Raw genomic sequence first — 13949 nt, 5'->3', positions numbered from 1 at the left:
ATGCGCCGCTTGTCCACGCCGGCCCTGGCCTGCAGCCTGCTTGTCGCGGGCTGCATGTCCTCCGTACCGCCGCGCCCGGGGCTTCCGGGCGCGGCGGTGTCGCAATCGGCGCCCGGGGCCGGGTTCGCCGCCTGCGGCCAGCGCCTGCGCCTGCCGCCGGGCTGGCAGGCGACGCCGCAGGAGGGCGCGCGCTGGCGGTTGCAGGCGCCGGGCGGTGCGCCGCTGGCGGCGTTCCTGCTGTGCCGGAGCCGGGGGCTGGAAGGGCCGGGCGATGTCCTGCTGGACCCGCTGCTGGGGCCGCTGGACAGCGCACGGATGAGCGCCGAATGGGTGGCCTGGGACGGGCCAGGGCCGCACCGGGCGGGGATCGCGGCCTATCGACGCCGCGTCGTCGGCGTCGAGGACGAGCTCCAGGAGGCGGGCGAGCTGCCGCGCCCACAGGGGGATCGGCAAGCCGTGCGCGCCCTGCTGGTGCTGCGCTGGAACCCGCTCGACCCCGGACATGTAGAACAACGTGCGGCCGTGATCGCCGCACTCACGCAGAGCCTAGACGCGCCGGACGCTGCGACCGGCATCACTGGAACGCACCATGACCAACATCCATAGCGACAAGATCCTCATCCTCGATTTCGGTGCGCAGTACACGCAGTTGATCGCGCGCCGCATCCGCGAGTTCGGCGTCTACTGCGAAATCTGGGCCTGGGACCACGATCCGGCGGAGATCGCCGCGTTCGGTGCGAAGGGCATCATCCTTTCCGGCGGCCCGGAGTCGACCACCGAGGCCGGTGCGCCTGCGGCGCCGCAGGCGGTGTTTGACAGCGGCCTGCCGCTGCTGGGCATCTGCTACGGCCTGCAGACCATGGCCAAGCAGCTGGGCGGCGCTACCGAGGCGGCGGGCCAGCGCGAATTCGGCCACGCCGAAGTGCGGCTGCTGGGCAGCGACGGCCTGCTCGGCGGCCTGTCCGACCATGGCGGCGACCCGCGCCTGGATGTGTGGATGAGCCACGGCGACCACGTCACCCGGGTGCCGCCGGGCTTCGCCATCACCGCGGTGACCGAGCGCATCCCCGTGGCGGCGATGGCCAACGAGGACAAGCGCTGGTACGGCGTGCAGTTCCACCCGGAAGTGACCCATACCAAGCAGGGCGCGGCACTGCTCAAGCGCTTCGTCACCGAGATCTGCGGCTGCGCCACGCTGTGGACCGCGGCCAACATCATCGACGACCAGGTGGCGCGGGTGCGCGAGCAGGTCGGCGACGACGAGGTGATCCTGGGCCTGTCCGGCGGCGTGGACTCCTCGGTCGTGGCCGCCCTGCTGCACCGGGCCATCGGCCGCCAGCTGACCTGCGTGTTCGTCGATACCGGCCTGCTGCGCTGGCAGGAAGGCGACCAGGTCATGAAGATGATGGCCGAGAACATGGGCGTCAAGGTCGTGCGGGTGAATGCCGCCGACCGCTACTTCAAGGCCCTGGAAGGGGTCACCGATCCGGAAGCCAAGCGCAAGATCATCGGCAACCTGTTCGTGGAGATCTTCGACGAGGAGTCCAACCGGCTCAGCAATGCCAAGTGGCTGGCGCAGGGCACGATCTATCCGGACGTGATTGAGTCGGCCGGCAGCAAGACCGGCAAGGCGCATGTCATCAAGAGCCACCACAACGTGGGCGGCCTGCCGGAGGACATGAAGCTCAAGCTGGTGGAGCCGCTGCGCGAGCTGTTCAAGGACGAGGTGCGCCGCCTCGGCGTCGAGCTCGGCCTGCCGCGCGCCATGGTCTACCGCCATCCGTTCCCCGGCCCGGGCCTGGGCGTGCGCATCCTCGGCGAGGTCAAGCCGGAATACGCCGAGCTGCTGGCCAAGGCCGATGCGGTATTCATCGAGGAGCTGCGCGCGGCGGATCTGTACGACAGGACCTCGCAGGCCTTCGCGGTGTTCCTGCCGATCAAGTCGGTGGGCGTGGTCGGCGACGCGCGCGCCTACGAATGGGTGATCGCGCTGCGTGCGGTGGAGACCATCGATTTCATGACCGCGCACTGGGCGCACCTGCCGTACGAATTCCTCGGCAAGGTCAGCAACCGCATCATCAACGAAGTGCCGGGCGTCTCGCGGGTGGTCTACGACATTTCCGGCAAACCGCCGGCGACGATCGAGTGGGAATGACGCGCCCGTGCCGGGTGGCCAGGCGGCTGGCCGCCTGAGCGGGGAGAGGTCCGCGGCAACCGGGCTGCTCCCCGCCTCCGTGCAGGTTCCCGGCGGGGCGGAAGCGTCGCCGCGATCGACCGCTCTGGAAACGTCATGGCGAAGAAAACACCGGAACAGAAGGCCGCGGAACAGCGGCGCTACACCGCCGCCTGCGGCGCCGCCAATGCGCGGGAACTCGCGCCGTTCCTGACGGACGCCAATCAGGCCATCCGTGCCGTGGCGGCGGGCAATCCCGACGCGGACGCGGAGATTCTCGACCGTTTTGCGGACGACCGGTTCTGGGGAGTACGCATGGAGGTCGTCCACAACGCGAACGTGGGCGAGGCCACGCTGCGCCGCTTGCTGGAGCCGAAGCCCGCCAGGCGCGGGGTGGTCCACCATGCGGCGCGCGAAAGGCTGGAGGCGCGCGGTGTGGTCTTCGGCGCCGACGGCATGCCGGTGGACGGCAGGGCCTGAGCGCAGGCGGCGGTTGCCGATGCCGGGCCCGTTGCGGAGAGGGGCGGCCGGCGCATGGGGTGGGGTCGATGCCCCGGGAGGAGTGCGGCGGCCCTGCTGGCAGCGATGTTCCGTGCCTTGCCGGGTTCCCGTCACAACGGGGCGGGGTGAGGGCAGCGGCCACGCGAGCGCGCCACTGCGCGGTGGGCCGGGTTGGCGGCCGCTCCGGTGCACCGTTGCCGGGGCGCTCAGGGAGGGCTGGTGCCGTCCAGTATCCGCAGGCAGGCGTCGGCGACCGTTTGCGCGAAGGCCGCGCCATCGGCCGGTTGCGCGGCGATGAGGTCGTCGGTGGCGCCGTGCACGCCGGAATAGATGAGCATCGCCGCGATCCGCGGCGATGCGCTCCGCCAGGCGCCGGCCTCGTTGCCGCGTTCGATGAGGTCCAGCAGCTGCTCGAGCAGGGCGTTCCGGGAGGGATTGCCGCGGGCGTGGTGGTGGTGGGTGTAGACCATGTCATGGGTTCGGTAGGTCTGCACATAGGCCTGGATGTTGGCGTGGATCCAGGCGCGCAGGCGGGTTTCCCAGGCCGCTTCCGGGCAGGCGTCCACGGCAGCCTGCAGCCGGTGCAGGAAGCGCTCGGTGTAGCGGTCGCGCAGCGCCTGCAGCAGGTCGGTCTTGGAGGGAAAGTAGTGATAGAAGGTGCCCTTGGCGACCTGTGCCCGCTCGACGATCTCGCTGACCGTGGTGGCGTCCACGCCCTTGGCCAGGAACAGCGACTCGGCGGCGGCCATCAGCTCCTCCAGGCGCACTTCGGCGGGCTTGGTGCGCGGGATCCTGGTGGCGGAGCTGTCGGTGTCGGGTGTCGTCTGTCGTGTCATGGCGTCTGGGTTCCATCGCCGGCGGGGCCCGGCGGGTGTCGGCATCGGCGCGGCCGGGAGTGGACGGTCGCGGACGGCGGTGCCGGCCCGATTGTAGTCGACACGTCGGCGGCGCTCCGGGGTCGCCGGTGGACTCAGCGCAGCGCGGAGAAATACTGGGTGGGGGAGCGGCCGAGCGCCTTGCGGAACATGGTGATGAACGCGGTCACCGAGTCGTAGCCGAGGTTGCCGGCCACCCGCTGCACGGCGTCGCCGGCGGCGAGCTGGCGCAGTGCGACCAATAGGTGCAGCTGCTGGCGCCAACGTCCGAAGGTCAGCCCGGTCTCGCGCACCACCAGCCGCGCCAGGGTGCGTTCGCTCATCGCCAACCGCTGCGCCCACTGCGCCAGGGTGGTCCGGTCGGCGGGATCGGCGATCAGCGCATCGGCGATCTGGCGCAGTTTCGCGTGCGCGGAAATGGGCAGGTGGAGTTGTTCGACAGGGGCGCTGGCCAGCTGCTCCAGCAGCACCGCGGCCACCCGCGCGGTTGCTCCCTGCGGGGGGTAGGCGGTGGGCTGTTCGGCCAGGTACTTGATGAGCTCGCGCACCAGCGGGCTGATCGCCAGGGTGCAGCAGCGCTCGGGCATCGCTGCCGCATCCGGAGCGATGAACAGGAAATAGATGCGCGCGTTGTCGGTCGCGCGGTTGCTGTGCGGCATGCCGCCGGGGATCCACACCGCATGCTGCGGCGGCACCATCCACATCGCGTTGGGCACGGTGCAGGTCACACCGCCGCTCAGCGCCAGTATCAACTGGCCCTTGCGGTGCCGGTGCACCGGTTGTTCGGCCGCGTTCTGCTCGACTTCCAGCCGCAGGGCGATCGCCGGGCGGTCGAAGCCGTCCGGATCGAAGGCGTCGAGGGAATGGGCGAGGGCGATGGGGTTTGTCATGATTTGAATATTTATTGTCACTATATCTATATTAAATGGATCCGCGCCTCACTACAGTCGATGCCCTCTCCAGACGGAAAAGGTGCGGTTGTGAGTGCTGCGATGAATCGACGGACGGCAGGCGAGGCTGCACTGCTGGTCGGGATCCTGTTGATCGCGGCCAATCTCAGGGCGCCTTTCACTGGCCTGCCGCCGGTGCTCGGGCCGATCCAGGCGGCGTTCGCGCTGGACACGCTGGCCGTCGGTGCGCTGACCACCCTGCCGCTGCTGGTGTTCGCGCTGCTCTCGCCGTTCAGTGCGCTGCTGGCGCGCGAGTACGGGCTGGAGCGGGCGTTGTTCGGCGCCATGGCCGCCATCGCCGTCGGCATCGCGCTGCGTTCGGCGGGCACGGCGTGGGCGCTGTATGCGGGCACGGCGGTCATCGGGGTGGGCATCGCGGTGGGCAACGTGCTGCTGCCGAGCCTGGTCAAGCGCGATTTTCCGCAGCGGGTCGCCTCCCTGACCGGTGCCTACGCGCTGGCGATGGGCATCGCCGCGGCGCTCGGCTCGGCGATGGTCATGCCGCTGGCCCAGGTCTGGGGATGGCGCAGCGCGCTGCTGGCCTTCCTGCTGCTGCCGCTGGCGGCGATGGCGGTCTGGACGACGCAGCTCGGGGAACGGTCGGCGCCGGTGGCCGACACCCCGACCCCGCCGCACGGCGGCAGGGTCTGGCGCTCGCCGCTGGCGTGGCAGGTGACCCTGTTCCTGGGCCTGAACTCGACGATCTACTACGTGGTGGTCGGCTGGATGCCGTCGATCCTCGCCGACGCGGGGATGTCCTCGGCCCGGGCCGGCTCGCTGCACGGCGTGCTGCAGCTGGCGACCGCGATTCCGGGCCTGCTGCTCGGCCCGATCCTCGCCCGCCTGCGCGACCAGCGGTGGGCCGCGGTCGCGGTGTGCGCCTTGTCGGCCGTGGCGTTGCTGGGCTTCGCGCTGATTCCGCAGCTGGCGCTGGTCTGGGCGGTGCTGTTCGGGGTGGGCACCGGCGCCGGCATCATCCTGGGCCTGTCGCTGATCGGGCTGCGCAGCGGCAATGCGGCGCAGGCGGCCTCGCTGTCGGGCATGTCGCAATGCGTGGGTTATCTGCTGGCATCGCTGGGGCCGGTGGCCATCGGTGGCCTCCACCAGGCCCTGGGCGGGTGGACGGCATCGCTGCTGCTGTGCGCCGGCCTGGCCGCGGTGGCGGCGGTGATGGGGGTGCTGGCCGGCCGCAGCGGCAGCCTCTGAGGGCATCCGGCGGCCGCCTGGCCGCCACGCGTCAGAAGTGACGGACGAAGGCGACCGCGTACTGCCACTGGTGGCGGTTGCCGAACTGCCGCACCAGGGGGCTGGAGGCGGCGCCGCCGAGCAGGCGCGCGTACTCGGCCATCACCGCGAACCCGGTATGGCGGCTGGTCGGCACGAACGCGGAATAGTTGGCCGACAGCTGTTGGCTGCCGGCGCCGGGTGCCCAGGCGGCGACCTGCAATTGCGCGGCCGAGGACGCGGAAAGGCCGAAGTAGCGGTTCATCGCCGTGCGGTTCATGCCGCGCCAGCCCAGCTCCAGGCCATGCTGGATGTACCCCATCGGGGGCAGCTCGTGGTCGTAGTAGGCGTCCAGGTAGGCGCCGCCGCCCTTGAGGTCATGGCCGAGCCGCGCGCCCAGCGCACCGTGTCCGCCGACGGCGTATTCGGAATAGACGCCGGCATGGATCCGCGGCGACAGCGACGGCACCTTCCCGCCGAGCACCGGCCCGAGGTCGGCGCGGCTGCGGCCCCACAGGTAGTCGCCGTAGAGGCCGATCTCCCACGGTCCTTCGTGAGGCAGGTACAGGCGCAGGCCGTCGGTGCTGGACAGTTCGCCGATGTCCGGCAGTTCGATGTTGAAGAACGGCACCGTCTGCCAGTGGCGCCCGGGGGCGCCCATCCAGCCGGGCAGGGACTGGCCGCCAAGACCGAATGCGACGCTGGCCTTCTCCGGCGCATCGGCGTCGGTGGCCCGTGCCATTGGCGGGAGCAGGGCGGCGGACAGGAGCAGGGACAGGAGCAGGAGCCTGGGGGCGGGGAGCGTCATCGGAATCGCGGCAACAGGACGGAAGGCGGGCACAGCATGCGACCTGGGGCCGTGCGCGTCCATGCCGTCCGCGGTGGCCGGCGGGCGTCCCGGGCGCCGCTTCAGCCCGGGTTCGGCTCCGGCGGCGGCGAGAAAGGGGCGCGAAAGAAACCCTGCCTAGAGTGCCCTCGTCCGGTACGTCCGGGGCGGTTTCCCGCGGGAAGCCGCCTGCGGCCGTGCGGGGCGAGGACTTGCGCGGACGACGGAGCAATGCATGCGTTGGAGCATCCTGTGCGACTTCGATGGCACGGTGAGCGTGGAGGACGTGATCGACTCGCTGTTGAGCCGGTACGGCCGCCCGGGCTGGCAGCAGCTCGAAGATGACTGGCAGGCCGGCCGCATCGGTTCGCGGCAGTGCATGCGCGGGCAGGTGGCGCTGCTGGACATGGACCGCGCCACCCTGGACGCCCATCTCGACGCGGTGCGCATCGACACCGGCTTTCCCGCATTCGTCGCCCGGGCCATGGCGGCCGGCGTGCCGCTGCGCATCGTCAGCGACGGGCTGGACTACGCCATCGAACGGATCCTCGCCCGCCATGGCCTGCAGGGCCTGCCGGTGTCGGCCAACCAGCTGCGGGCATCCGCGGCGGGCGGCTGGACACTGGCGTCGCCGTTGCAGGCCGAAGGCTGTGCCAGCGGTACCTGCAAGTGCCGCTTCGCCGCGCCCGGCCCGGCCCGCGACGGCGAGCGGGTGCTGCTGATCGGCGACGGCGCCTCGGACTTCTGCGTGGCCAACCGCGTGGACTTCGTCTTCGCCAAGCACCGGCTCATCGAGCACTGCCGCGCCGCCGGCATCCCGTACCAGCCGATCGCCGGCTTCCAGGACGCCATCGAGCTGCTGCCGAAGCTGCTCGACGGCAGTCTGCTGGCCGACCCCCTCCCGTTGCCGGCAGCCGTGCCGGCCTGATCGCACCGACCCCACCAGGCCTTCCCGATGAACGCATTCGACAAGAACGTTGCCCCGATGATCGACGATTCCCAACTGCTCGCCGACGAGGCGCGCTACAGCTCCTTCGGCGACACCGTGCACTACGTGGACCCGCCGAAGATCTTCCGCCGCTGCGAAGGCAGCTACATGTTCGACGCGCAGGGCACCCCGTTCCTGGACCTGCAGATGTGGTACTCGGCCTGCAACTTCGGCTATTCCAACAAGCGCCTGAACGATGCCCTGAAGGAGCAGATCGACCAGCTGCCGCAGGTCGCCAGCCAGTACCTGCACCCGACCCGGGTGCAGCTGGCCAAGACCATCGCGGTGGACGCCAAGCAGAAGTTCGGGCTGGACGGGCGCGTGCATTTCAACGTCGGCGGAGCGCAGGCGGTGGAGGATTCGCTGAAGATCGTGCGCAATGCGCGCGGCGGCAAGAGCCTGATGTTCGCCTTCGAGGGCGGCTACCACGGACGCACCCTGGGCGCGTCCTCGATCACGTCCAGCTACCGCTATCGCCGGCGCTACGGCCACTTCGGCGAGCGCGCGATGTTCATTCCGTTCCCGTATCCGTTCCGCCGCCCCAAGGGAATGACCCCGGACGAGTATTCCGACCACTGCGTGCACCAGTTCGAACGCCTGTTCGAAAGTGAGTACAACGGCGTCTGGGATCCCAAGGAAGGGCAGGCCGAGTACGCGGCGTTCTACATCGAGCCGATCCAGGGCACCGGTGGCTACGTGATCCCGCCGCGCAACTTCTTCCGCGACCTCAAGCGGGTGCTGGACAAGTACGGCATCCTGATGGTGGCCGACGAGGTCCAGATGGGCTTCTGGCGCACCGGCAAGCTGTGGTCGATCGAGCATTTCGGGGTGACCCCGGACGTGCTGGTGTTCGGCAAGGCGCTGACCAACGGCCTGAATCCGCTGTCCGGCCTGTGGGCGCGCGAGGAGCTGATCAATCCGACCGTGTTCCCGCCGGGTTCCACCCACTCGACCTTCAACTCCAACCCGCTGGGCACCCGCCTGGGCCTGGAGGTGCTGCGCCTGGGCAAGGAGATGGACTACGAGCGCACCGTTCCGGAGAAGGGCGCGTACTTCCTCGATGGCCTGCGCGGGCTGCAGAAGAAGCACCCGGAAATCGGCGACGTCGACGGCCTGGGCCTGGCCCTGCGCGCGGAGATCTGCGAGGCCGACGGCTTCACGCCGAACAAGGCGCTGCTCGACCGCATGGTCGACATCGGCCTGGCCGGCGACCTGCTGCACGACGGCAAGCGCATGGGCTTGGTGCTGGACGTCGGCGGCTGGTACAAGAACGTGATCACCTTCGCGCCGTCGCTGGACATCACCTACGAGGAGATCGACCTTGCGATCGCCCTGCTGGACCAGCTGATCGGCAAGGCCAGGTAACGCGCCGGTTTCCCGCCGCGTGCAGGCCGCCGGCCTGCCCGCGGCACGACCGCCATCCATTCCAACTCCAGGAGGACGCACGATGAACGCAGTGCCGGACGTGGACGCCATCCGCGCCACGATCAACGACCTCATCGTCAAGCAGATGCAGGGCAACATCGACGCCGCGGCATTGACGCCGCAGGCGACCCTGCAGGACGTGGGCGTGGCGTCGCTGGACGCCGTCGAACTGATCTTCGACATCGAGGAACACTTCGACATCACCTTCCCCGACAGCCGTGCCGATGGGCTCGGCAGCGATACGTTGCAGGACCTGGTCGATGCGGTACAGCAGGGCCTGCGCGAGAAGGCCCAGGCCACCGGTGGCTGAGATGCACCCCGACGCACGGCGGGTGGTCGTCACCGGCATGGGCGCGGTCAGCGCCTTCGGGCTGGGCGCGGATGCGCTGTGGGCCGGGCTGGGCGCGGGCCGCTGCGCGATCGCGCCGCTGCGGCACGCGCGGGCGGCGGAGATGCGGGTACGGGTGGCCGCGCAGCTGCCCGAGGACGTCCTGCCGGAACAGCACCTGAGCCGGGACGTGCTGCCGCAGCTGGACCGGGTGGCGCAGTTCGCGCTGCTGGCCGCGGACGAGGCGGTCCGCCAGGCCGGCATCGCCTTCGAACCCGGCGGCAGCGCCGAGCGCAGCGGCTGCATCGTCGGCACCGCGGTCGGCGGCGAAACCACCCAGGACGAGCAGTCGCGGCGGCTGTACGCCGAGAACGCGCAGCGCCTGCATCCGCTCACCATCATCCGCGCGATGACCAATGCCGCGGCCAGCCAGGTCAGCATGCGCTACGGCCTGCATGGGCCCAGCTTTGTCGTCGCCAGTGCCTGCGCCTCCAGCAACCACGCCATCGCCCAGGCGGTGCAGCTGATCCGTGCCGGTGCGATGGACGTGGCCCTGGCCGGCGGCAGCGAGGCCAGCCTGAGCTATGGCGCGCTGCGCGCCTGGGAGGCGATGCGGGTGCTGGCCGAGGACACCTGCCGGCCGTTCAGCGCCAACCGCCGGGGGCTGGTGCTGGGCGAGGGCGCGGGCATGTTCGTGCTGGAGTCGCTGCGGCATGCACGCGAACGCGGCGCGACGGTGCTCGGCGAGATCGCCGGCGTGGGCATGAGCTCGGACGCCGGCGACATCGTCGCCCCGGACATGGCCGGGGCGGCCGCGGCCATGCGGTTGGCCCTGGACGATGCCGGGATGGTTCCGGCGGAGGTGGACTACATCAACGCGCACGGCACCGCGACCCTGGCCAACGACCGCAACGAGGTGCGCGCCATCGCGCATGTCTTCGGCGCCGATGCGCGCCGCGTGGCGGTGTCGTCGACCAAGTCGATGCACGGCCACGCGCTGGGCGCCTCCGGTGCGCTGGAGCTGGTGGCGGTGCTGCGCGCGATGGCCGCGTCGCAGGTGCCGCCGACGGCCAACATGGATGTCCTGGACCCCCAGTGCGAGGGCGTGGACCACGTACTGGACACCGCGCGTGCCCTGCCGGTGGCCGCGGCGCTGAGCAATTCGTTCGCCTTCGGCGGCCTGAACGCGGTGCTGGCGGTCCGCCGTGGCTGACGCAGGGCGGCGGCCATGAGCTGCCGGTACGCCACCGCGCTGGAACCGGGTGCCCTGCTGCGCCAGTTCGTGGCACACCCGCCGCAGGATTTCGAGGCCGCGCTCTCGGTCTCGGAGGTGCCGGTGTTCCTGGCCGACTACGACCTCACCACGACCCTGGACGAGGCCCTGGCGCAGCGGTTGCGGAGCCTGCCGGGCTACCCGCGCTGGCGGCACTGGCTGCGCTGGACGACACGGTTCATAGGCTGCACCGCCACCGAGTACCTGCCCGTGCCGTACCAGGCCGAGCCGCAGGCGCTGGTCGAGGCACTGGTGCAGCGGCATGGCCGCGATGCGCGGCTGCTGATCGCCAAGGACCTGGCCCTGGCGTCGCCGCTGCTGGGCGTGCGCGAGAACCGCCAGGCCGCGGCCTTCGCCGAGGCCTTGGCGCAGAACGGCTTCGTGCTGCTGGAGGGCATGCCGCTGGCCTGGGTGGCGATCGATTTCGGGTCGCTGGACGAGTACCTGTCGCGGCTGTCGGCCAGCCGGCGCAAGGACATCCGCCGCAAGCTGCGCGCGCGCGACGCGCTGGAGATCCGCTGCCTGGAGACCGGCGATGCCTGGTTCGACGATGCGGCGGTGCGCGGTTGCCACGCGCTCTACCTCAACGTGCATGCGCAGAGCCAGGTGCACTTCGACCTGCTCACCGAGGCCTATCTCAAGGCCCTGCTCCAGGACCGCGACAGCAGCGGGCGCATGTTCCTCTATTTCGAGGACGACACCCTGATCGGCTGGAACCTGTGCTACCTCTTCGAGGGCAAGCTGGTGGACAAGTACGTCGGCTTCCTCTACCCGCAGGCCCGCGAGCGCAACCTGTATTTCGTCAGCTGGATGCACAACCTGCAGTACGCGCTGGACCATGGCCTCGGCCACTATGTCGCCGGCTGGACCGATTCGCGCATCAAGCGCTACCTCGGCGCCAGCTTCACGCCGACCCGGCATGCGGTGCGTGCGCGCAATCCGCTGCTGCGGGCGCTGCTGCACCGCTGCGCGCACCTGTTCCAGGGGGAGGCCGACGGTGGCGGTTGAGGATATCGCGGGCAGCGCACGGCCGCCGGTCGTGCTGGACCTGGACGGCTCGGTGCTGCCGCTGGGCGGCGAACGCGTCCTGGCCCTGGGCGAGTGGCAGGAAGAGCTGCGCTTCGCGTGTTCGCGCGCCAGCATGCGGCGCTTCTCGGCGCTGCTCGACGCGCGCCTGCCGGCCCGCCACGGGCCGGTGCTGACCGGCAGTGGCGACTTCCACCACCTGAGCTACCCGCTGCTGCGGCGGCTGCGGGCCCCGGAGCCGTACCAGTTGATCGTGCTGGACAACCACCCGGACAACATGCGCTACCCGCTGGGCATCCACTGCGGTTCCTGGGTCAGCTGGGCGGCGGCCCTGCCGCAGGTCAGCCATGTGCACGTGCTGGGCATCACGTCGCATGACATCGGCAGCCTGCATGCCTGGGAAAACCGCTGGCGGCCGCTGCTGTCCGGCAAGCTCACCTACTGGAGCATGGGCGTGCCGGTGCGCTGGGCGCGCTGGCTGGGCCTGGGGCGCGGTTTCCGCAGCTTCGATTCGCCGTCGGCACTGGTGGACGCGTTCATCGACACCCAGCGGCGGCAGCCGCAGCCGGCCTACCTGTCGATCGACAAGGACGTTTTCGCCGAGGAGGTCGCGCGCACCAACTGGGACCAGGGGCGGTTCCGGCTCGGCCATGCGCTGGCGGTGATCCATGCAGCGCACGAGGGCGGGCTGGTGGGCAGCGACATCACCGGCGAGGTCTCGCAGTACCGCTACCGCAGCCGGCTCAAGCGGCTGCTGTCGGCGCTGGACGGGCAGCCGCAGATCCCCGGCCGGACCCTGCATGCCTGGCAGGCGCAGCAGCGCGAGGTGAACCGGGTGCTGCTGTCGGCGCTGGCCGAGGTGCCGGTGCGGGAGGTGCGCTGAATGGATCCGCATGCCTGGATGCCGGTGGCCTGGCTGGCCGAGCACCTGGTCACCCCGGTGCTGCAGCGCCTGGGACGGCACGACGACCCGCACGACATCGCCCTGGCGCTGCTGCTGACCGCCGCCCAGCTGCTGCTGATCGCCGGCGTGCTGCGCCCGCTGGAAAGCCTGTGGCCGGCCGAGCGCTGGCGCGACCGGCGCCTGACCCGGGTGGACCGTACCTATACGCTGCTGATGCTGCTGGGGTTGTTCCCGTTGTTCAGCTACCTGGTGCTGGCGCCCCTGGCCAGCCTGGGCGGCGACGCCGAGGCGGTGCAGGGGCCGCATGGACTGCGGGCGTGGGTGCCGTGGTTCCAGCAGCATCCCTGGGTGCTGTTCGCGGTGTACTACCTGCTGTACGACTTCGTCTATTACTGGATGCACCGGGCCCAGCATGCGATTCCGTGGTGGTGGGCGCTGCACAGCCTGCACCACAGCCAGCGCCAGCTGAGCTGCTGGTCGAACGACCGCGGAAGCTGGCTCGACGGCATGCTGCAGTCGCTGATCCTGGCCGGGGTGGCGCTGCTGGCGGGGGTCGAGGCCGACGAGTTCGCCGCACTGATGCTGATCGGCGAGCTGGTGCAGAACTATTCGCACACCAATGTCCGCTTCGGGCTCGGCCGCTGGGGCAGCCGGCTGGTGGTCGACCCGATCTTCCACCGCCTGCACCACATGGTGGTCGACCCGCAGCGCCCGGGCCTGCACGACTGCAACTTCGGCCAGGTATTCGCCTTCTGGGACGTGCTGTTCGGCACCGCGCTGTACGGCGAGCCGATCCGTCCGACCGGCGTGGCCGACCCGGTGGTGGACGCCGACAACCAGCGCGGGGTGTTCGCCATGCAATGGCATGCGGTGCGCCGCTTCTGGGGCACGGTGCGGCGGCCGCTGGGCTGGAAGTTCGGCGAAGTGGCCTTCAGCGAGGACTGCGAGCCGGTGCCTGTCGAACACGACGACGCACAGCCCCCGCCCGCGAACCTGTAGCGCCGGGCAGCGCCCGGCGGGCCGGTCGGTACTGCCCCAGCGGGGTGTGGCCCTGCTCTACAAGAGCAGGGAGAGCTGCCTGCGCGCGGTATGTGGAATGGCGGGCCCGCGTCTACGAGGTGGGTGCGGAGTACATCGAGCAGGTTCTGGTCGAACACGACCACGCACAGCCTCCGTGCGCGGGCCTGTAGCGCCGGGCAGCGCCCGGCGGGCCGGTCGGTACTGCCCCAGCGGGGCGTGGCCCCGCTCTATAAGAGCAGGGAGAGCTGCCTGCGCGTGGCACGCGGAATGGCGGCCCCGTGTCTACGAGGTGGGTGCGGAGTACATCGAGCAGGTTCTGGCCGGGCACGACCATGCACAGCCTCCGTGCGTGGACCTGTAGCGCTGGACAGCGCCCGGCGGGCCCGGCCGGTACTGCCCCAGCGGGGCGTGGCCCCGCTCTACCATGCCGTCCATG

General features: G+C 70.5%; 14 protein-coding genes. 11 read left to right on the top strand and 3 right to left on the bottom strand.

Annotated features, from left to right (window positions below; all coding sequences use genetic code 11):
- The 3 genes from K5L01_RS05010 (at position 1) to K5L01_RS05000 (ending at position 2653) form a co-directional block, all read left to right on the top strand.
- On the top strand, positions 1-606 hold the full coding sequence (locus K5L01_RS05010) for a hypothetical protein (RefSeq protein ID WP_250062473.1): 606 nt from the start codon (positions 1-3) through the stop codon (positions 604-606).
- Positions 590-2155 (top strand): glutamine-hydrolyzing GMP synthase, encoded by a 1566-nt coding sequence (gene guaA / locus K5L01_RS05005; protein ID WP_250062471.1) that lies wholly within the window; start codon positions 590-592, stop codon positions 2153-2155. Before K5L01_RS05010 ends, guaA begins: the two co-directional genes overlap by 17 nt.
- A 135-nt stretch (positions 2156-2290) precedes the next feature.
- Entirely contained in the window at positions 2291-2653 is a 363-nt protein-coding gene (locus tag K5L01_RS05000; RefSeq protein WP_250062469.1) for a hypothetical protein, read from the top strand.
- A 227-nt stretch (positions 2654-2880) separates the two neighbouring features.
- Here the strand turns inward: K5L01_RS05000 and K5L01_RS04995 are convergent, their stop codons facing one another.
- Entirely contained in the window at positions 2881-3510 is a 630-nt protein-coding gene (locus tag K5L01_RS04995; RefSeq protein WP_250062467.1) for a TetR/AcrR family transcriptional regulator, read from the bottom strand.
- Positions 3511-3644: 134 nt separating this feature from the next.
- Positions 3645-4439 (bottom strand): AraC family transcriptional regulator, encoded by a 795-nt coding sequence (locus K5L01_RS04990; RefSeq protein WP_250062465.1) that lies wholly within the window; start codon positions 4437-4439, stop codon positions 3645-3647.
- 102 nt (positions 4440-4541) lie between these two features.
- Between K5L01_RS04990 and K5L01_RS04985 the strand changes: the two genes are divergently transcribed.
- On the top strand, positions 4542-5705 hold the full coding sequence (locus K5L01_RS04985) for an MFS transporter (RefSeq protein WP_250062463.1): 1164 nt from the start codon (positions 4542-4544) through the stop codon (positions 5703-5705).
- 31 nt (positions 5706-5736) lie between these two features.
- Here the strand turns inward: K5L01_RS04985 and K5L01_RS04980 are convergent, their stop codons facing one another.
- Positions 5737-6465, bottom strand: coding sequence for a MipA/OmpV family protein (locus K5L01_RS04980; RefSeq protein ID WP_250062461.1), 729 nt, complete (start codon positions 6463-6465; stop codon positions 5737-5739).
- Positions 6466-6784: 319 nt separating this feature from the next.
- Between K5L01_RS04980 and K5L01_RS04975 the strand changes: the two genes are divergently transcribed.
- The 7 genes from K5L01_RS04975 to K5L01_RS04945 all read left to right on the top strand — a co-directional run bounded on the left by K5L01_RS04975 (position 6785) and on the right by K5L01_RS04945 (position 13492).
- A complete protein-coding gene (locus K5L01_RS04975; protein ID WP_250062459.1) occupies positions 6785-7477 on the top strand; it encodes an MtnX-like HAD-IB family phosphatase in 693 nt (230 codons plus the stop codon).
- 27 nt (positions 7478-7504) lie between these two features.
- Positions 7505-8902, top strand: coding sequence for an aspartate aminotransferase family protein (locus tag K5L01_RS04970; protein WP_250062457.1), 1398 nt, complete (start codon positions 7505-7507; stop codon positions 8900-8902).
- Between the two features lie 82 nt (positions 8903-8984).
- Positions 8985-9272: a phosphopantetheine-binding protein gene (locus K5L01_RS04965; RefSeq protein WP_250062455.1), complete on the top strand. Its 288-nt coding sequence runs from the start codon at positions 8985-8987 to the stop codon at positions 9270-9272.
- A gap of 1 nt (position 9273) precedes the next feature.
- Positions 9274-10503 carry a beta-ketoacyl-[acyl-carrier-protein] synthase family protein gene (locus K5L01_RS04960; RefSeq protein WP_250062453.1) on the top strand — a complete coding sequence of 410 codons (1230 nt, stop codon included), beginning with the start codon at positions 9274-9276 and terminating at the stop codon, positions 10501-10503.
- 15 nt (positions 10504-10518) lie between these two features.
- The gene (locus tag K5L01_RS04955) at positions 10519-11571 is read left to right on the top strand and encodes a GNAT family N-acetyltransferase (RefSeq protein ID WP_250062451.1); all 1053 of its coding nucleotides are present in this window, start codon (positions 10519-10521) and stop codon (positions 11569-11571) included.
- Positions 11561-12472, top strand: coding sequence for a hypothetical protein (locus K5L01_RS04950; RefSeq protein ID WP_250062449.1), 912 nt, complete (start codon positions 11561-11563; stop codon positions 12470-12472). Before K5L01_RS04955 ends, K5L01_RS04950 begins: the two co-directional genes overlap by 11 nt.
- Positions 12473-13492 carry a sterol desaturase family protein gene (locus K5L01_RS04945; RefSeq protein WP_250062447.1) on the top strand — a complete coding sequence of 340 codons (1020 nt, stop codon included), beginning with the start codon at positions 12473-12475 and terminating at the stop codon, positions 13490-13492. It begins immediately after the preceding gene.
- Positions 13493-13949 lie beyond the last annotated feature (457 nt).

The sequence above is a fragment of the Stenotrophomonas mori genome (assembly GCF_023556335.1).
In the GTDB taxonomy this organism is placed as follows: Bacteria; Pseudomonadota; Gammaproteobacteria; order Xanthomonadales; family Xanthomonadaceae; genus Stenotrophomonas; species Stenotrophomonas mori.
Note: the sequence above shows the minus strand (reverse complement) of the source record. Positions and strands in the feature narration are given on the sequence as shown.

Bases quoted from the DNA above. Each gene is read 5' to 3' on its own strand.
- K5L01_RS05010 (WP_250062473.1), top strand. From the start codon at position 1: ATGCGCCGCTTGTCCACGCCGGCCCTGGCCTGCAGCCTGCTTGTCGCG.
- K5L01_RS04945 (WP_250062447.1), top strand. From the start codon at position 12,473: ATGGATCCGCATGCCTGGATGCCGGTGGCCTGGCTGGCCGAGCACCTG.
- K5L01_RS04955 (WP_250062451.1), top strand. From the start codon at position 10,519: ATGAGCTGCCGGTACGCCACCGCGCTGGAACCGGGTGCCCTGCTGCGC.
- K5L01_RS04980 (WP_250062461.1), bottom strand. From the start codon at position 6,465: ATGGCACGGGCCACCGACGCCGATGCGCCGGAGAAGGCCAGCGTCGCA.
- K5L01_RS04970 (WP_250062457.1), top strand. From the start codon at position 7,505: ATGAACGCATTCGACAAGAACGTTGCCCCGATGATCGACGATTCCCAA.
- K5L01_RS04985 (WP_250062463.1), top strand. From the start codon at position 4,542: ATGAATCGACGGACGGCAGGCGAGGCTGCACTGCTGGTCGGGATCCTG.
- K5L01_RS04965 (WP_250062455.1), top strand. From the start codon at position 8,985: ATGAACGCAGTGCCGGACGTGGACGCCATCCGCGCCACGATCAACGAC.
- K5L01_RS04960 (WP_250062453.1), top strand. From the start codon at position 9,274: ATGCACCCCGACGCACGGCGGGTGGTCGTCACCGGCATGGGCGCGGTC.
- guaA (WP_250062471.1), top strand. From the start codon at position 590: ATGACCAACATCCATAGCGACAAGATCCTCATCCTCGATTTCGGTGCG.
- K5L01_RS04975 (WP_250062459.1), top strand. From the start codon at position 6,785: ATGCGTTGGAGCATCCTGTGCGACTTCGATGGCACGGTGAGCGTGGAG.
- K5L01_RS04990 (WP_250062465.1), bottom strand. From the start codon at position 4,439: ATGACAAACCCCATCGCCCTCGCCCATTCCCTCGACGCCTTCGATCCG.
- K5L01_RS04995 (WP_250062467.1), bottom strand. From the start codon at position 3,510: ATGACACGACAGACGACACCCGACACCGACAGCTCCGCCACCAGGATC.
- K5L01_RS05000 (WP_250062469.1), top strand. From the start codon at position 2,291: ATGGCGAAGAAAACACCGGAACAGAAGGCCGCGGAACAGCGGCGCTAC.